The following is a 14,410-nucleotide window of genomic DNA, read 5'->3' as shown; positions in this document are numbered from 1 at the left end:
ACTTAGTAAATAACCACTAAATTAAAAACGATGGAGTTAGTAAACTACAATGATGTATCCCAATTAAAGAACAGTATTTTTGATTGTATAGATGTTACAGAGAACACACGAAAAGAGTACCTGACCCGGATTAAACACTTTATCCATTTTGTAAAACTACATGGAGTTAATTCCAATACTTATTTAGAGTATAAACGCTATTTAAGTTCTATCGACACACTAAGTGTTTCTACAAAAAATAAGTATCTGATTTCCGCTAAGATTTTTATTGACGGTCTGAATAACTTACAGCAATTCCCTTTTCAGATTAATACGAAAGTAAGAGGATTTAAACAAAGTAAGCTCCATAAAAAAGATGGTCTTTGCGATGAGGATATTTCTAAGATTGTAAATTATTGTTCTTCGTTAGAACCCACTATTCAGAATCTACGGTTAAAGTCTATTTTATCACTGCTTATTTTTCAAGGACTGCGCCAAGTAGAAATAACGAGGCTGAACGTTACCGATATTAACCTGAAAGATAAAACGGCTTTCATTATCGGAAAAGGACAAGACGATAAAGAATTGATACATTTACACCCTGCAACAATTAAAATCTTAAAAGAATACCTACATACAAATAGAATAAGAGAAGGCGCTTTATTCCGAAGTGGAAGCAATTTCTCTTCGGGTAGCAGGCTAACAACTAAATCCATACGAGAGATAATAAAGAAAGTTCTAAATGATCTAAATATTGACGGAAGTACCCATGGCTTCCGTCATTTTTTTATAACCAAATTGATAAAGTCTTACAAAGGCGAATTACTGACGGTTTCTAAATATAGCCGTCATAGAAGCATTCAAATGCTAGAGGTCTATAATGACGAGATAATAAGGGAGCAGGATTTGCCGCGTTTTTATAACGTATTTAGCGATATTACACTATGAGTGATATAAAGACATACGACAGAAATATTTATTGTTTAGAGGACAACTGGAATAAGAATCCACGAAGCAATCAAAGTGTAAAGCCAATGCTTGAATTACTCCGTACTTTTAAAGGGATAAAATATATTTATCATAAATGCGATACTAAAGAAGAATTCTTTTACCGCTTACAGCAATTTACAAAAGGAAATTATAAAAACTATTCTGTTTTGTATTTAGCATTTCATGGACGTACAAATCGAATTATAGTAGAAAACCAATACATAACACTAAAAGAGATTGCAACAGCTATAGAGGGTAAATTAAAAGGTAAAGTCGTACACTTCGGGAGTTGCTCTACTATGCGTACTTCGGAAAAAAATATCCAGCATTTTATATCAATGACTAATTGCCAATTTATTTCGGGCTATCGAAAATTTGTAGATTATATAGATGCTTGTGCGTTTGAATTGCTGTATTTTGACTTATTACAGAAATATAATTCTGTCACTAAGCTAGACTCTAAATTATCTAATCAATATAGTAAGTTATCAAATAACAGCCTCAAGTTTATCCTGATTACTTAAATAAGCAAAAGATTGGGGTGGAGTTATTATTTTATAATCTTCTTGTAGACTCTTAGGCTGCTTGAACTTTATTTTACTTTTGATCTGTATTGCAAAGCCAGTTTCTCGGTTATCAAAATATTCATAAAAATAATCTTCTGATATACCTGAATATTCTTTCGTTAACTCCCATAAAGTATCTAAATCATAATTTAAGATTCGTTCTATTTGAAACTCTCCTATAACTTTCTTTACTGGAGACGAGGCATAAACAACAACAGTTTCAATGTTACTATTCTTGAAAATTGATTTGCGGAACTCAAATTTTTTGGTTCCATCAAATATCTTATATGCGAATTCTGGTTTTATTGATAATACAACTTTCATCTTAGCTATTTTTTACGGTATGCAAAATTAACAATTTTATTAAACTCCTCATTCGTTATTTTTATAAACCCTTTTGGCATATTTTTAATGTCAGGTATGACACCTAAACAATTCAAATCATACAAAGTTGGCTTAGGAGTTTTAAAAGAAAAGGCATACAAGAAATTTATAACAAAAGGTCTATATGAGGGATATTTATTCCACCAATTTTTTTCTAAATCATTTTTCTTGATAACAGTCCGGCGGTTACAGACTTGATAGAAACTTTCAAAAGAGTCGAATTTCTCTATAACATTCTCCACAATACAAATAGTAGTTAAAGTACTTGAATATATTTTAGGGAGAGTCTCCCCAATTCGATATATTAAAATTATATCTCCAGTTTTTAGATTTCTATCTTTAGAATGAGAGATATATACTTTCCCAATTCTATTACGATGAGGCTCATTATCAACATAAAGGCTTGCATCTTCTCTCGTATTTATACTGTCTGGGAAAAGCTCTGTATGATACTGTGGCTCAATTTTAATGATATATTTATCTGTATCTCTTGAAAAGAAAGGATAAGTTAATTTTGGACATTCAACTTTTACTGGTAACGTCTTGTTAAAAGCACGAGTATATACTAATTCTTTCTCATTAGAGGACTCTCTTACCCCATGGTAAATAAAACCCCATTCTTCCAACATTTCTATTAACTGTTCTTGTTCAGGCGTTCTATTAAAAACAGTTACATATATTTCTTCAACTTTATATTGAATTGCGTTATCAAAAATTATTTTTAAGAAACGTTCCCCAATTTTATAACCATTGCCCGAAACTTTCAGAGTTCCAATTTTAAGCCGTTTTTTTCTTTTTAATATCGGGATAAAGTCTGAATAGTTTTCATCTTCTGCTTCAACCTTAACATACAGAAAGGCTGTTAATATGTTGTTGTCATAACAAACATAGCATGGCTCATCAGCTTTTTTATTAAACCATTTATCAAATTCTTTGTAATCTGCACGAAGGCTATCAAAAAAACTGTCATTAATATTGACCTTAGCGAAATCGGTTTTCTGAACAGCTAGTACTTTGTAATCCACTAATTCGGGATTTTCAGATATAACTTTCTCAAGAAACCCTTGTATTTTATATACTCGGTCTTGAATGTTTAATAAAGAGGCTTTTGTATGTATCTTTTTATCTTCGGATATTAGAATATCAATCCGTCCCTCATAAACCTCATTTAGAATTTGGGTATCATTTATATCATTTTCGTTTGAGTCTATTTTTTGACTGATTTTTTGAACTACATCTGATATTGAAGCAATATTCTTTATTTTATTATAGCTTTCAATCTTTATATTCATTACATCAACAGCTTGTGCATCTCTAAATTTATTCAATTCTTGAATAGTTATAGGATGAATATATTTTGTATAATGCAATTTATCTATCCAATAAAAAAGTTGTCCTATTGCTGGGATTGAGACTCTATTTGCTTCTCGATGGATTATAATATTAGTATCAAGTAATATTTTCATTAAATTATATTCTAAGGATAATTAGAAATTTATCATTATTTCTATATAGATAAATAAATTTAAACTTCTTAATATTTTCTCACTCGTAAAAGTAGAAATATTTTGGTGTTTCCTCTTTTTCTAATTTTCCATTAAAAATATGCTCAGAAATATCCTGAATATAACATGATGGTATTTCTTGTGTTTTCTCAAATTTCAGTTTTGTTAAAAATGAACTGAACTCAAAGATTCTTTTTTCTGATACAGTAATCATTGGAGAATCATTCTTTAAATAATATAAAGAATCCTCCATCAATTCAGAACCTATTCCGAGTCTTTTATATTTAGGAAATACTCTGAATGTTGATATCTTTTCTTCTTGCTTTGTATGCTTTACGATAGAAATTGCTATAATTTGTTCATTATAAAGCTTTAATATAATACTCCTTTTTTTAGCTGGAATATCGTCAAAGACTTGCAATAGCCATTTCCCAAAATAGGGGTATTCATTTTCTAAATCTGATAGCGCATTAAAAATAAGTGGCATAAAAAAGAAAAAATCTTTCATATGCGAATCGAAAAAATGCTTATCAATGACTATTGTTTTCATATAATAATAACGAGAAAAAAGAAATGATAGTTTATTAAATCATATTTATTTCTTCTTTTTAAAGATATAAAATAATTTTGATATAAACTTTTTAATGGGAATAAGATAAACAAATAATGCAATCAAGATTGAAAATGCAATCCAATATTCAATAGGCATCTTTCTATACCAACTTTCGAATCCCTCTATATTTTGCATATATCCCTGTTCTTTTCTGAAAGCTGCTGATGCAAACAATAAAGAGCATAAAATATTAGCACCTATAGCTAATACAATCTGCCCTGTTCCAAGTCTCTCCTGTTTAAAAATAGAAAAGAATGAGCATCCTTTCCTTTGATCTGGATACTTCTTATTCTCCCACTTGTTAAAGGCAATAAGATATTTTTTATTTTCTATTTTTTGGTCAATGTCATCAGCTAAATATCTTTTAAACAACTCGGTCTCTAACATTCTAACACTATTCAACTTATCATCATCAACAAAAGATATTTCATATGTATTAGGGACTATATGAAAACAAAAATATGTTCTAATATTACAGATTTTCAAGTGTTCTCTTTTTATTGCATCATGAATAATATCCGATAAGTTCCGTTGTTCATTAATTCTTATGTCAAAAATATATTTTGATGATGCAATTCCCTTTTTGGGAAGAGCTAAGGTCTTAGAATTTGTTTTTATTAGAATTCTAAAATACACCCATTTATTGGCATTTTCTGGAACTTCTATAGATATGGTTAAATAACCTTTATCGCTTAACTTAAGTATTTCAATCGGTAAAATTGTCAACTCTTCTCTTTCAACAAAAGATAGATTAACTCCATTACGACTATCTTCTTGTATCTCAGACCAACTTTTTAAAGAATCATTGAAAATAAATTTGCTGTTTTCACTTTGAGCTAATCGTTTTGCTAAGCAAATGACGTTGTCCTCATTAGTAATTTCTGATAAGATTGGGGCTGCAATAGTTAACTCAATTACATGATTATTGTTTTTTTCAAAATATTTATTTTGGTCTATCTCGGCACCAATCTCGATAAAAGAATTACAATTTGACAAATCCCATGTACAGAGATGGAATCTTTCAATCTCTATATCTCCTTTTCCAAAAACAAAGAAAGAGTTTATCATTTTACGTTAAAGGACGATTAATTAATAATTAATAGCAAAGATAATAATTCAAAACAATAACTCTCTTTTATTTCATCCTGTCTATTTATTCTTATTTCTATTTAATTAATAATATTAATTATTCTTACTTATTAGAGTAGGGAAAAGTTGTGTTTTTTTGTATTCTGCAGTATTTTATTTGCTGTATTTTCTAGTATCGTAAACTAAGTTTATTTCTTTTTCAAAAATTGCCTTTAGCTCTTTGACACTTTCAGTATGTTTTACAAAGTCAAATTCTTTCACTAAAGCTTTATCATCTCTTATTGCTTTGTTATAATCATTCTTCTCAAGAATATCCTTTAAATAGTCAAGATATAGATTATAGCTGTCTGATGTTACAAATATATAATTTTTTATTTCATCAAGCGATTTTTCATGATGAATATTACTCAAATCTACAAGTTCTGTTTTCTGAAAAACATCTTCTAACATTTTGACAAATCTTGAGTAGAAGCGATGATTTAATAGTTTTTCTGCTGTGAAGGTTGAGGCTTTTATATTTTGAAAGCCTAATGCTGGAAATTTCTTTGGGTGCAGTTCTATTTCGTATCGTAAAATATTCTCACGTATAACAGGTATAGGGATACCTTCTGCCTTATATTTTTTCAACCATTTCTTCCTATAATATTCTGCTTCAAATGTTTTATCATAAAATTTAATTACATAATAGGTATATTGGCATAGTTTCCCTCGTAGATGAGGAGTGTCTTTAAGAGGCCTCATGTGAATAAATGCTCTTTTTGTTGTTATGCCATGAGAACGAACCTTGTCTATATATTTCATTGGTTCTTTAGGCATTTGTAAGTTTACTCCGATTTCTAAACACGTAATTATAATACGGTCTAAAGAAATTCCCAATATTTCGCCAAGTTCAATAATTGCTTTAATTGCTTCGCTTGCATTAAATCTATCATGGTTTCCTCCTTGTACAAACTTATGAAGCGAGCCATGCCCACTCAATTTCCAGTGCTTTTCTTTAGCCCCCTTCTTTTTTTCTAAAGAAACTTTTAGGACTATTGCCCTTTTTAGGGTTACGCCGTATTTAAAAATATCTCTTTCTCTATCTAAAGCGACAGCAGCTAACTCCTCTTTTATTATCTCCTGCTTTGCTAGGTGTTTTTCTAAAGCGTCTATATCTACATCATTTACATAAAATACAATTTTATCTATCATGGCTACGATTATGAGATTTTGTATGGATTTTTCTTTAGTTTCAATTTAATAATCAACTATTTATATTATCTAAAATGAATTTGAAGATTTTTTTTAAAAAAAAGTCTATTTTTTCAAAACATATTTATCTATATGTTGTAAATATGATTGTTATTTATTATTCCTATTTTTGTATGGCATTGTAACCATTTAATAAATAGGGAAATGATAAAAATAGATGTTAATAAAAAATCAATTAATTCAGACAGTATTGGGTATGAGTATTTAACATCAATCTATCATGAAATAATTAATATTGACAATAAAGATAAAAATATTGAATTAAACTTTAAAAAAACAACATGGATTGACGCAAATTTGGCTGCAGTATTAGGAGCCATATTAAGAATAATCAAATTGAATGGATACAATGTATTTTTCTCAAATCTTAATGGAGCTATTAGTAGTATTCTAAATAGAAATGGTTTTTTAAGCTTTGGTGATATTTATAAACCAAGTTCTTCTACTGATACTGTTATAAATTATTGGCAATTTGCACCTAGTCAGAATGATACATTTTCATTTTATGTTAATGAGGAAATTTTATCTAAAACATGTTTTCCAAAATGCAGTAATTTATTAAAAGACGAAATAGTGAGAAATATGTTTGAATTATTTAATAATGCAGCGATACATGGGCAAAGTGATTCTATTTTTACTTGTGGACAACATTATCCGAATAAGAAGCCTGCTACATTAGACTTTACAATTGTTGATATTGGAAAAACTTTTTTAGAAAATGTAAATAATTATAAGATTCTTCGAAATGAATCTATTGTAAATTCTCATGAAGCAATTGATTGGGCCACAAAAGAAAAGAATAGTACTAAAATAGGAAAGCCTGGAGGGTTGGGATTGAGTCTCTTATTGGATTTCTTGAATTTAAACAAAGGTAAGATACAAATTGTTTCAGATAATGGTTATTGGGAATATCGTAATGGAAAAGTAAATATCTATAATAGAGAACTTAACCATGTTTTCCCAGGAGCAATAATAAATATAGAGTTTAATGTTGAGGAAAATGATGATTTTTATCTGTTAAAAAAAGAATCCTCAATATCAGTTGATAATATTTTTTAGTAAGTTTGTGTTATGAAATCTATAGAATATACATTGAAAGTTAGAGATTTTACAGTTTTGGATATTGCTGTTTCTTCTGATGAAGGGGATAAAATAAATACAGCCATCACAGATGCCTTTAAAAATAATGTTGATATTCTTAATTTAGACTTTGAAGGAATAAAAGTGCTAAATACTGCCTTTTTAAACGCCGCTATCGGTCAACTTTATGCTGTTTATGACTCTGATTTTTTAAATAAACATTTAAAAATCATAAATATAAAAGAAAATGATCTTGTTTATTTAAAAAAAGCAATTAGTACAGCAAAGGAATATTTTAGTAATCCTGAACTTTTCGATGAATCTGCACAATCTGTTTTCTAGCTATGAGTAATGTTATAGATATTAAATCATATACGCCTAAATCATCAGATTTATTTTTCTTAGATAATAATGTTTGGATGTTCCTATTCTGCCCAATTGGGAATTATTCAAAAGCACAACAGAAAGTATATTCAAGTTTCTTTCATTCAATAATATCTGCCAGAGCAACGATATTTGTAAATAGTCTTATATTATCTGAGTTTTCAAATTCTTTTTTAAGGATGGATTTTGAACAGTGGAAGAATAATAATAAATTTTATGGAGCAAGCTATAAAAAGGATTATATACCTTCTCAACAATATAAAAATACAGTTGCTGCAGTTACTGCTGCAATAAATAACATCCTCTCTTTATCAGAGAAAAGACCTGATGATTTTCATACGATAGATATAAATTCTATCTGCAATAACTTTCAAACAATAGATTTTAATGATTGTTATCTGATTGAATTCTGTAAGAATAATACATTGAAATTGGTAACAGACGATAAAGACTTCCAAAAGGTATTGAATCCAAGTATATCAATTATTACATCTAATTAATTTTTCCGCCTTCAATCAACGTTTGATAATCATAGTTACAGAACGTAGAAATTTTAAATGGAAAAAGGCTCTAATAATAAGAGCCTTACTTGAGGGTACAAAATTAATCAAATCTAAAAATCTTAATAATCCTGTCATTTATTGAGAAAAATATAGGACTTCCTTTCTTTTTCCAATAAGAACGATACCCATGTCCGAAAGAGGTTGCAGTCATAGAAGAACCACTATCCCATCTATACCCTGCATTGAGAAGTCTTTGTTTAAATTTATCGGTATAAGGGTCGTCTATTACAATAGATATGACTTTTCGAGTTTTGGGATTATACTCTAATGTAATTCCCCAAACATATTTTACGTCTGTTCTATAAACATCGTATCTCCGTTCTCTCCTAGAGTTCGGCTTCGCATCAGCATAATACGCTGAATATTTTGGAAATGTGGCAACAATAGATTCTACCGTAGCATTCTTTGAGAATATTCGAGCTAATGTATTTGGAGAGATATTAAAGGTTCCATTCCCTTTACTTTGTATAACAGAAAAATCCTCAACACTTACATTTAATTGATATACACTATCCCTAAATAGCTGTGATTTCTGTGCTGCAATCTCACGAGATTTTATGATGGAATCCTGCTTTTGCTGTTCTGCTGTTTCATTGGCAAGTTTAATAGAATCTCTCCTTATTGAAGCAATTCTATTTTGTTCCAATCTAAACTCTTCTTTACGTTTCTCATATATGGAGATACTATCAAAGATTCTCCTCTCAATGGTATTCATAATTGCATCATTTTTCTTTTTCTGCCGTCCATCTGAATAAGTATATCTTTTCATTTTCGCCTCACGTTGCAAATTGTTATAGGCTTCAGAACTTTTATTATTTATAGGCATTTTCAAAATAGAATTTGCTTTCTCTTCAAATAATTTGATATGTTTACTTTGAGAATATCCTGTAATAGTTGCACAGAATAATACAACAATAATTAAAAATATTACCTTTTTCATATTCATTCCTTATTTTAATATTATACGTGCTGATTTAGTACCCCAAAAGTTTCCAGCAAGATGCAAGTAATACACATCTTTCTCGGGAACTTCAAAAATCAATACCCCATTGGTTTTTATGCGTGGCTGGCAATCTTTTAGAAATAATGTTTTGTGTCCAGATAATTCAAGTGCTGTGGATGCATCTACGGCAAATTCAAATTTTACATTGTTTGCATCAGTCAGATAAAAACAGGAATTGTCTAATGTGCGTGTTTCATCGCTAATATTTTTTATTGAGAGATTAACAAGTAAGTAAATGCCGTCTGCGGTTTCTCCTATAAATTCGTCTCCTACACTTTTTCTAAAGTTTATACTATTTACAGTATAAGAGAAATGACCGACAGATACCTCTTTACCGATAGAAGTTTCTTCTTCTTTATTATTATTGTTGTCAGATTCCTGATTCTGCTTATCACTTTCTACTTGTGTTTGCACTGCATTAGTATTGTTATTAGTAGCTGTATTACTATTGATTAAATCGGTAGGTGCAATAATAAGCATTAAGATAATGGAAACGATTCCGATAGCTGAACTGAATAAAAACACATGAACACGATTTGGCGATTTCATAAACCTTAGTACAACGTTAGGTTTTATCATTCCTGCAATAAAGACAATGAATGACGATAAGAATAGTAGTGCTGTAAAATACTTCATAATTTTAATTTTATAGTTAGTAAATAAAAAGTGCGTGGAACTTAAACTTATCCACACCTCAGGTATCGCCAAACACCACGTAGAGGAACAAGTAAAGCCCACGCACCATGCGTGAGCATTAAACTTAAATTCTTCTCTACTAATTTTGGCGATTTCGAGGTGTAAGAATAAAAAGCTAATGCTTTAAATCAATATGTTATTTTAATTTTTTCTTCTTATAGGTAAATATTTTAATTTGGTTTATATACAAAAGTAGTAAAAAGTTTATACCTAGATATAATATATCTGTATTCTAAAAAATCTGATTCTGATATAAATGTACTACCCGAAGCTATCCAATATATAAATCCCATTTAAGGGGTACCCCCTATTTGTGTAGATGCAGCGTGCTAATAAAATCTATTTGTCTCGTTCTAATTTTTCTTTCTATTCTACCCTTATATCCCTCTTACCCAAATGGTACTATGGCATAAGTTAGAATTATCTATAATATGATTGTATTAGTCTGTATAGTTATATATATTGTAATAAATAGAGATAGACATTCATCCGCGAATCTGTTTATTTTTTATGACTATCCGCACATCTTTTTATTTTGTTTATGTGTAGTTAGAAACATAACCGTCTTTTTTAGCTGTTTTCTACTGTTTGGCACTGCCAAGCCAACTCATGTAATTCTCTTATAAGTGTTATCTGTAAAGAGATAGAAGCTAATTTTTAATATCAACGAATTGTACACTAAAAAATGCCTAAAAATTGGATAGAAAAAAATACAAAAAGTGGTTTGTCATAGCTTTTTGCCTATTTTTCACTTAAAAACTCGGAAATGCTTTGGTAATTTATCTCTAAATAATTATCCCAACTGTATAAATAAAGAACCGGCTTTTTTAGCTGTTTTCTACTCTTGGGGATACCCCAACCAAATTTTAAAAAGTGTATTAATCCCTTTTTTAGAAAGAAGTAGAAGTTAGTTTTCGACATAGTTTTAATTTAAGTGATTTTTTGTCTAAAAATTGGATAGGAAAAAATACAAAAATCTCTTGGAGATAAGTTAGAATATAAAAAAGGGGTAATTTCTAAAAAACTACCCCTAAAATCAAATATTAAAAATTATTCTCTAACTATGTATTTTTCCAATAATGTATTTACCATATCTTTACGAATTGAAGAGCAAGAACTCTTTTTTACAAATTTTACAACATCTCCAACACGATACATAATTTTCTTTCTGCTTAATTTGTAATACTCTAATTTACCCTCTGTTCTATAATTATGCAGTGTACGAGGACAAACTTGTAATATTTTACAAACAGCTTCTGTTGTTATTAGAAAATTAGAATTACTTTCCATATATACATTTTGTTTAATTAACTACTAAGTCTTCTAAATCATCAAGTGAATCAATCGCATTATCCTTATCTGATTTGGATGATTTTGCATATATTTGAGTAACTCTAATATCACTATGACCCAACAAATCCCTCATAATAAATGGATTTACATTTTTGGCTACCATTAAATAGGCAAATGTATGTCGTCCTGTGTGCGTGGAAATATTCTTCTGAATTTTTGCTCTTTCCGCGATTTCTTTTAGACTTTTATTTATAATTGCAGTCGCCGAACTGATTGCATTTAGTGTATCATGTGCGGAAGCCTTCTCTACGTCCAATTTTAAAATTTCAAAAATATATTTATCGGGAGTGATATTAATATTATTCCGTTCTAAAATTTCCTTTCTATTTTCAATTATTCTTTTCACTACTTTGTTTGTTTTTACTGTGTGCGGTTTATCTGTTTTACGCATTTTGACTGAAAATTGATTTCCGTCATAATTTCCCCACTTCAAAGTAAGAATATCAGAGATACGTAGTCCTGTATAGCATTCGACTAAAAAAACATCTTTAGCATCATACATTTTCTCTGCCGTCCTTGGTCTTAATTTCTCAATTCTTTTGACTTCTGCTGCACTTAAATATGTGCGTTCGTTTTGTTCTCTTGTCATTTTGATTTTTTTTCTGTTTTTCTCTCTATTTTTAGTCGCAAACGGATTTTTATTCTGATCTAAATTATATTCACTGTTATCATAAATATCATTTACTAATCTTGCCAATGCTTTTATATTCACAATAGTTGTGTTTATATTATTCTTTACTTTATGTAATAAATAATCCTGATAATTTGCGACAAAGTCTAATGTGACATCTTTTATTGGCAAAACATCTTTGTTTACATACTTTTTTAGCTTCTTAATTACAGATTTATATTTTTTGTAAGTAGCATATTGCCCTCCATCATACATTTTTGTCATTTCTTTTTGTGCATGTTCAAATAAATCAAGCGAAGTTCTTTTTGCTAATTTATCTTTCATTGCATAAATACTGACATCATCATCTCTAATTTCCAGTAAAGAAATTTCCTTTTTTATTTCGGCTACTTTCTTATCTAGAAGTGCATTTAATTCTACTACATTGGGATGCTTATTTTTTATGCGTTCATTTTTTGCATCCCAATATTCGGGTTCTACATGTAAAATCGTTCTGTAAAACGATTTTCTTTCTTTTGTTACTCGCAAACAAATTGGCGCTTTATTAGAACTTTTCGCCAACTTGTCTAATTTTAATACAAGCTTAAATTTTGATACATTCATAATGTAAAAATTTAATGGTTAATAATAAATTAATTTTGTTGGGATTTTTGTTTCTTGAAAAAAGTAGGGTAAACATAGGGGTAAACATTTCCTATGCGATTTGGGTATATATATAAAATAAAATTGAAACTTCCAAATCGCACTATGTTTGTAAAGGGTTGAAAACAAACAAAAAAGTAGTTTTTTAAAAATTTTGTGGAAAACACAGGAAATGTTTTTCGGAACTGGTGGCACCACGAGATGAAAAGCTGTAATTCAATGAGTTACGGCTTTTTCGCTTAATAAAACTCCCCTATCATTTATATACGGAAATACACTGTTTTTACGGCTCACCCCGGAAAGTTGTGGAGCTAGAAAAAAGGGAGTAGTTTTGTTTTATGGAAACAGGCTACGAACTATTATTACCCGCTGGTATACTGACTTATTTTGAAGTAACCCATGCTGAACGGACCTCTACAGCGATATTGATCTATTTGGACGAGAAGGACTTATCGGAAGAAGAGCGTAAAGGCAAACACCTTCAATCCAAAGGATTTTACCCACCTGCATCGATTCATGATTTCCCCCTTCGAGGGAAAAGTTTAATACTTCACGTTCGCCGTCGTCGCTGGCAGGATCTGAATACAGGCAATCCGTATATGCGTGATTGGGAAGTAGTAGCCAAAGGTACTCGTCTAACCGAAGAGTTTGCCTCTNCGCCGTCGTCGCTGGCAGGATCTGAATACAGGCAATCCGTATATGCGTGATTGGGAAGTAGTAGCCAAAGGTACTCGTCTAACCGAAGAGTTTGCCTCTTTTTTAAAAGGAACACCTGGATAATACCCCCGTTAGCTGTAGTACATTAGCTAAGTTTTATGGTTTGAACGCACAAAGATTGGAGGAGTGGTATCGTCTCTGTTTGTCTGGCTTTCTTGAATGGCCGGAGCGTGAACACGCCGACAAATGGCTGTTGTTCCCCGAGAATATAGGTCCTTACCTAAGTATAGATGAAACCTCTTTGAGTGATGATGAACTCTATACAATCATAACCAACAAAGAAGCAAAAGGCAGGAAAGGTTCTATTGTAGCCATAGTACGAGGCACAAAAGCTGAAGATGTCATAGAAGTTTTGCTAAAGATTAAAGACAGATTACGGCGTAAGGTAAAAGAAGTCACTTTGGATATGGCAGCCAATATGGGAGTAATAGTGACTCGTTGTTTCCCAAAAGCCTCGCAGGTAACAGACCGCTTCCATGTACAAAAGTTAGCCTGTGATGCTCTGCAAGATATGCGGATAGCTTTTCGTTGGAAAGCCATTGAACAGGAAAATAAAGAGATAGCCTTAGCCAAAGAAAATAAGGAATCGTATGTGCCATTGATTCTTGAAAATGGGGATACACACCGTCAACTTCTTATACGCAGTCGCTATTTGTTGTTTAAAAATGAAGACAAATGGACTCCCAAGCAGAGGCAAAGAGCTGAAATACTATTTCATTATTATCCGACATTAAAAGTTGCCTATAAACTAACAATGCAACTAAAAAGTATCTATCATACCTCCATGGATAAAAAAATAGCCCTCACCCGTTTAGCTCGCTGGTATAATGCCATTGATGAGTCAGGCTTTGAGCATTTTGGAACAGTGATGCGCTCTGTACAAGCACACTACAAAACCATATTAAACTTCTTTGATAGGAGAGCAACCAATGCCTCGGCGGAATCCTTTAATGCCAAGATCAAA

Annotated in this window: 16 protein-coding genes; 7 read left to right on the top strand and 9 right to left on the bottom strand. The window is 30.5% G+C overall.

The genetic code is table 11. The features are described from left to right. Nucleotides 1-30: 30 nt before the first annotated feature. Nucleotides 31-927, top strand: coding sequence for a tyrosine-type recombinase/integrase (locus D0T57_RS12605; protein ID WP_163273849.1), 897 nt, complete (start codon nucleotides 31-33; stop codon nucleotides 925-927). Beyond that, the gene (locus tag D0T57_RS12600) at nucleotides 924-1,493 is read left to right on the top strand and encodes a DUF6642 family protein (RefSeq protein WP_185154677.1); all 570 of its coding nucleotides are present in this window, start codon (nucleotides 924-926) and stop codon (nucleotides 1,491-1,493) included. The genes D0T57_RS12605 and D0T57_RS12600 overlap by 4 nt, the downstream gene beginning before the upstream one ends. On the opposite strand, the gene D0T57_RS12595 is transcribed toward D0T57_RS12600, so the two are convergent. The 5 genes from D0T57_RS12595 to D0T57_RS12575 all read right to left on the bottom strand — a co-directional run bounded on the left by D0T57_RS12595 (nucleotide 1,458) and on the right by D0T57_RS12575 (nucleotide 6,317). Continuing rightward, nucleotides 1,458-1,859: a hypothetical protein gene (locus D0T57_RS12595; protein ID WP_163273848.1), complete on the bottom strand. Its 402-nt coding sequence runs from the start codon at nucleotides 1,857-1,859 to the stop codon at nucleotides 1,458-1,460. The genes D0T57_RS12600 and D0T57_RS12595 overlap by 36 nt on opposite strands. A gap of 5 nt (nucleotides 1,860-1,864) precedes the next feature. After that, nucleotides 1,865-3,385 carry a PIN domain-containing protein gene (locus D0T57_RS12590; protein WP_163273847.1) on the bottom strand — a complete coding sequence of 507 codons (1,521 nt, stop codon included), beginning with the start codon at nucleotides 3,383-3,385 and terminating at the stop codon, nucleotides 1,865-1,867. Between the two features lie 79 nt (nucleotides 3,386-3,464). Beyond that, nucleotides 3,465-3,974, bottom strand: a complete 510-nt coding sequence (locus D0T57_RS12585; RefSeq protein WP_163273846.1) for a GNAT family N-acetyltransferase — start codon at nucleotides 3,972-3,974, stop codon at nucleotides 3,465-3,467. A gap of 45 nt (nucleotides 3,975-4,019) precedes the next feature. After that, entirely contained in the window at nucleotides 4,020-5,105 is a 1,086-nt protein-coding gene (locus tag D0T57_RS12580; protein WP_163273845.1) for a hypothetical protein, read from the bottom strand. 174 nt (nucleotides 5,106-5,279) lie between these two features. Then, nucleotides 5,280-6,317 carry a hypothetical protein gene (locus D0T57_RS12575; RefSeq protein WP_163273844.1) on the bottom strand — a complete coding sequence of 346 codons (1,038 nt, stop codon included), beginning with the start codon at nucleotides 6,315-6,317 and terminating at the stop codon, nucleotides 5,280-5,282. A gap of 204 nt (nucleotides 6,318-6,521) precedes the next feature. On the opposite strand from D0T57_RS12575, the gene D0T57_RS12570 reads away from it, so the two are divergent. Genes D0T57_RS12570 through D0T57_RS12560 form a run of 3 tightly spaced genes read left to right on the top strand, consistent with a single transcriptional unit; the run spans nucleotide 6,522 to nucleotide 8,341 of the window. After that, nucleotides 6,522-7,436 carry a hypothetical protein gene (locus tag D0T57_RS12570; protein WP_163273843.1) on the top strand — a complete coding sequence of 305 codons (915 nt, stop codon included), beginning with the start codon at nucleotides 6,522-6,524 and terminating at the stop codon, nucleotides 7,434-7,436. Between the two features lie 12 nt (nucleotides 7,437-7,448). Next, the gene (locus tag D0T57_RS12565) at nucleotides 7,449-7,799 is read left to right on the top strand and encodes an STAS-like domain-containing protein (protein ID WP_163273842.1); all 351 of its coding nucleotides are present in this window, start codon (nucleotides 7,449-7,451) and stop codon (nucleotides 7,797-7,799) included. A gap of 2 nt (nucleotides 7,800-7,801) precedes the next feature. Continuing rightward, nucleotides 7,802-8,341, top strand: coding sequence for a PIN domain-containing protein (locus D0T57_RS12560; protein ID WP_163273841.1), 540 nt, complete (start codon nucleotides 7,802-7,804; stop codon nucleotides 8,339-8,341). 103 nt (nucleotides 8,342-8,444) lie between these two features. On the opposite strand, the gene D0T57_RS12555 is transcribed toward D0T57_RS12560, so the two are convergent. From D0T57_RS12555 to D0T57_RS12540, 4 genes are all read right to left on the bottom strand, one after another. Further along, complete coding sequence (locus D0T57_RS12555) at nucleotides 8,445-9,344, bottom strand: hypothetical protein (RefSeq protein ID WP_163273840.1); 900 nt, start codon at nucleotides 9,342-9,344, stop codon at nucleotides 8,445-8,447. A gap of 9 nt (nucleotides 9,345-9,353) precedes the next feature. Further along, entirely contained in the window at nucleotides 9,354-10,043 is a 690-nt protein-coding gene (locus D0T57_RS12550) for a DUF4352 domain-containing protein (RefSeq protein ID WP_163273839.1), read from the bottom strand. A 1,110-nt stretch (nucleotides 10,044-11,153) separates the two neighbouring features. Next, nucleotides 11,154-11,393 (bottom strand): helix-turn-helix domain-containing protein, encoded by a 240-nt coding sequence (locus D0T57_RS12545; RefSeq protein WP_163273838.1) that lies wholly within the window; start codon nucleotides 11,391-11,393, stop codon nucleotides 11,154-11,156. 13 nt (nucleotides 11,394-11,406) lie between these two features. Beyond that, a complete protein-coding gene (locus D0T57_RS12540) occupies nucleotides 11,407-12,690 on the bottom strand; it encodes a site-specific integrase (RefSeq protein ID WP_163273837.1) in 1,284 nt (427 codons plus the stop codon). Between the two features lie 377 nt (nucleotides 12,691-13,067). Here D0T57_RS12540 and D0T57_RS12535 point away from each other — a divergent pair, with 377 nt between their 5' ends. Continuing rightward, on the top strand, nucleotides 13,068-13,436 hold the full coding sequence (locus D0T57_RS12535; protein ID WP_163273836.1) for a hypothetical protein: 369 nt from the start codon (nucleotides 13,068-13,070) through the stop codon (nucleotides 13,434-13,436). 128 nt (nucleotides 13,437-13,564) lie between these two features. Next, the coding region (locus D0T57_RS12530) for a transposase (RefSeq protein WP_163273835.1) at nucleotides 13,565-14,410 on the top strand (846 nt) is incomplete at its 3' end.

Origin of the sequence: Dysgonomonas sp. 511, assembly GCF_010501105.1 — a bacterium.
Lineage (GTDB): Bacteria > Bacteroidota > Bacteroidia > Bacteroidales > Dysgonomonadaceae > Dysgonomonas.
This window is presented reverse-complemented; position numbering and strand designations above follow the sequence as displayed.

Bases quoted from the DNA above. Each gene is read 5' to 3' on its own strand.
- D0T57_RS12555 (WP_163273840.1), bottom strand. From the start codon at position 9,344: ATGAAAAAGGTAATATTTTTAATTATTGTTGTATTATTCTGTGCAACT.
- D0T57_RS12580 (WP_163273845.1), bottom strand. From the start codon at position 5,105: ATGATAAACTCTTTCTTTGTTTTTGGAAAAGGAGATATAGAGATTGAA.
- D0T57_RS12600 (WP_185154677.1), top strand. From the start codon at position 924: ATGAGTGATATAAAGACATACGACAGAAATATTTATTGTTTAGAGGAC.
- D0T57_RS12570 (WP_163273843.1), top strand. From the start codon at position 6,522: ATGATAAAAATAGATGTTAATAAAAAATCAATTAATTCAGACAGTATT.
- D0T57_RS12550 (WP_163273839.1), bottom strand. From the start codon at position 10,043: ATGAAGTATTTTACAGCACTACTATTCTTATCGTCATTCATTGTCTTT.
- D0T57_RS12595 (WP_163273848.1), bottom strand. From the start codon at position 1,859: ATGAAAGTTGTATTATCAATAAAACCAGAATTCGCATATAAGATATTT.
- D0T57_RS12590 (WP_163273847.1), bottom strand. From the start codon at position 3,385: ATGAAAATATTACTTGATACTAATATTATAATCCATCGAGAAGCAAAT.
- D0T57_RS12575 (WP_163273844.1), bottom strand. From the start codon at position 6,317: ATGATAGATAAAATTGTATTTTATGTAAATGATGTAGATATAGACGCT.
- D0T57_RS12560 (WP_163273841.1), top strand. From the start codon at position 7,802: ATGAGTAATGTTATAGATATTAAATCATATACGCCTAAATCATCAGAT.
- D0T57_RS12545 (WP_163273838.1), bottom strand. From the start codon at position 11,393: ATGGAAAGTAATTCTAATTTTCTAATAACAACAGAAGCTGTTTGTAAA.
- D0T57_RS12565 (WP_163273842.1), top strand. From the start codon at position 7,449: ATGAAATCTATAGAATATACATTGAAAGTTAGAGATTTTACAGTTTTG.
- D0T57_RS12605 (WP_163273849.1), top strand. From the start codon at position 31: ATGGAGTTAGTAAACTACAATGATGTATCCCAATTAAAGAACAGTATT.
- D0T57_RS12540 (WP_163273837.1), bottom strand. From the start codon at position 12,690: ATGAATGTATCAAAATTTAAGCTTGTATTAAAATTAGACAAGTTGGCG.
- D0T57_RS12585 (WP_163273846.1), bottom strand. From the start codon at position 3,974: ATGAAAACAATAGTCATTGATAAGCATTTTTTCGATTCGCATATGAAA.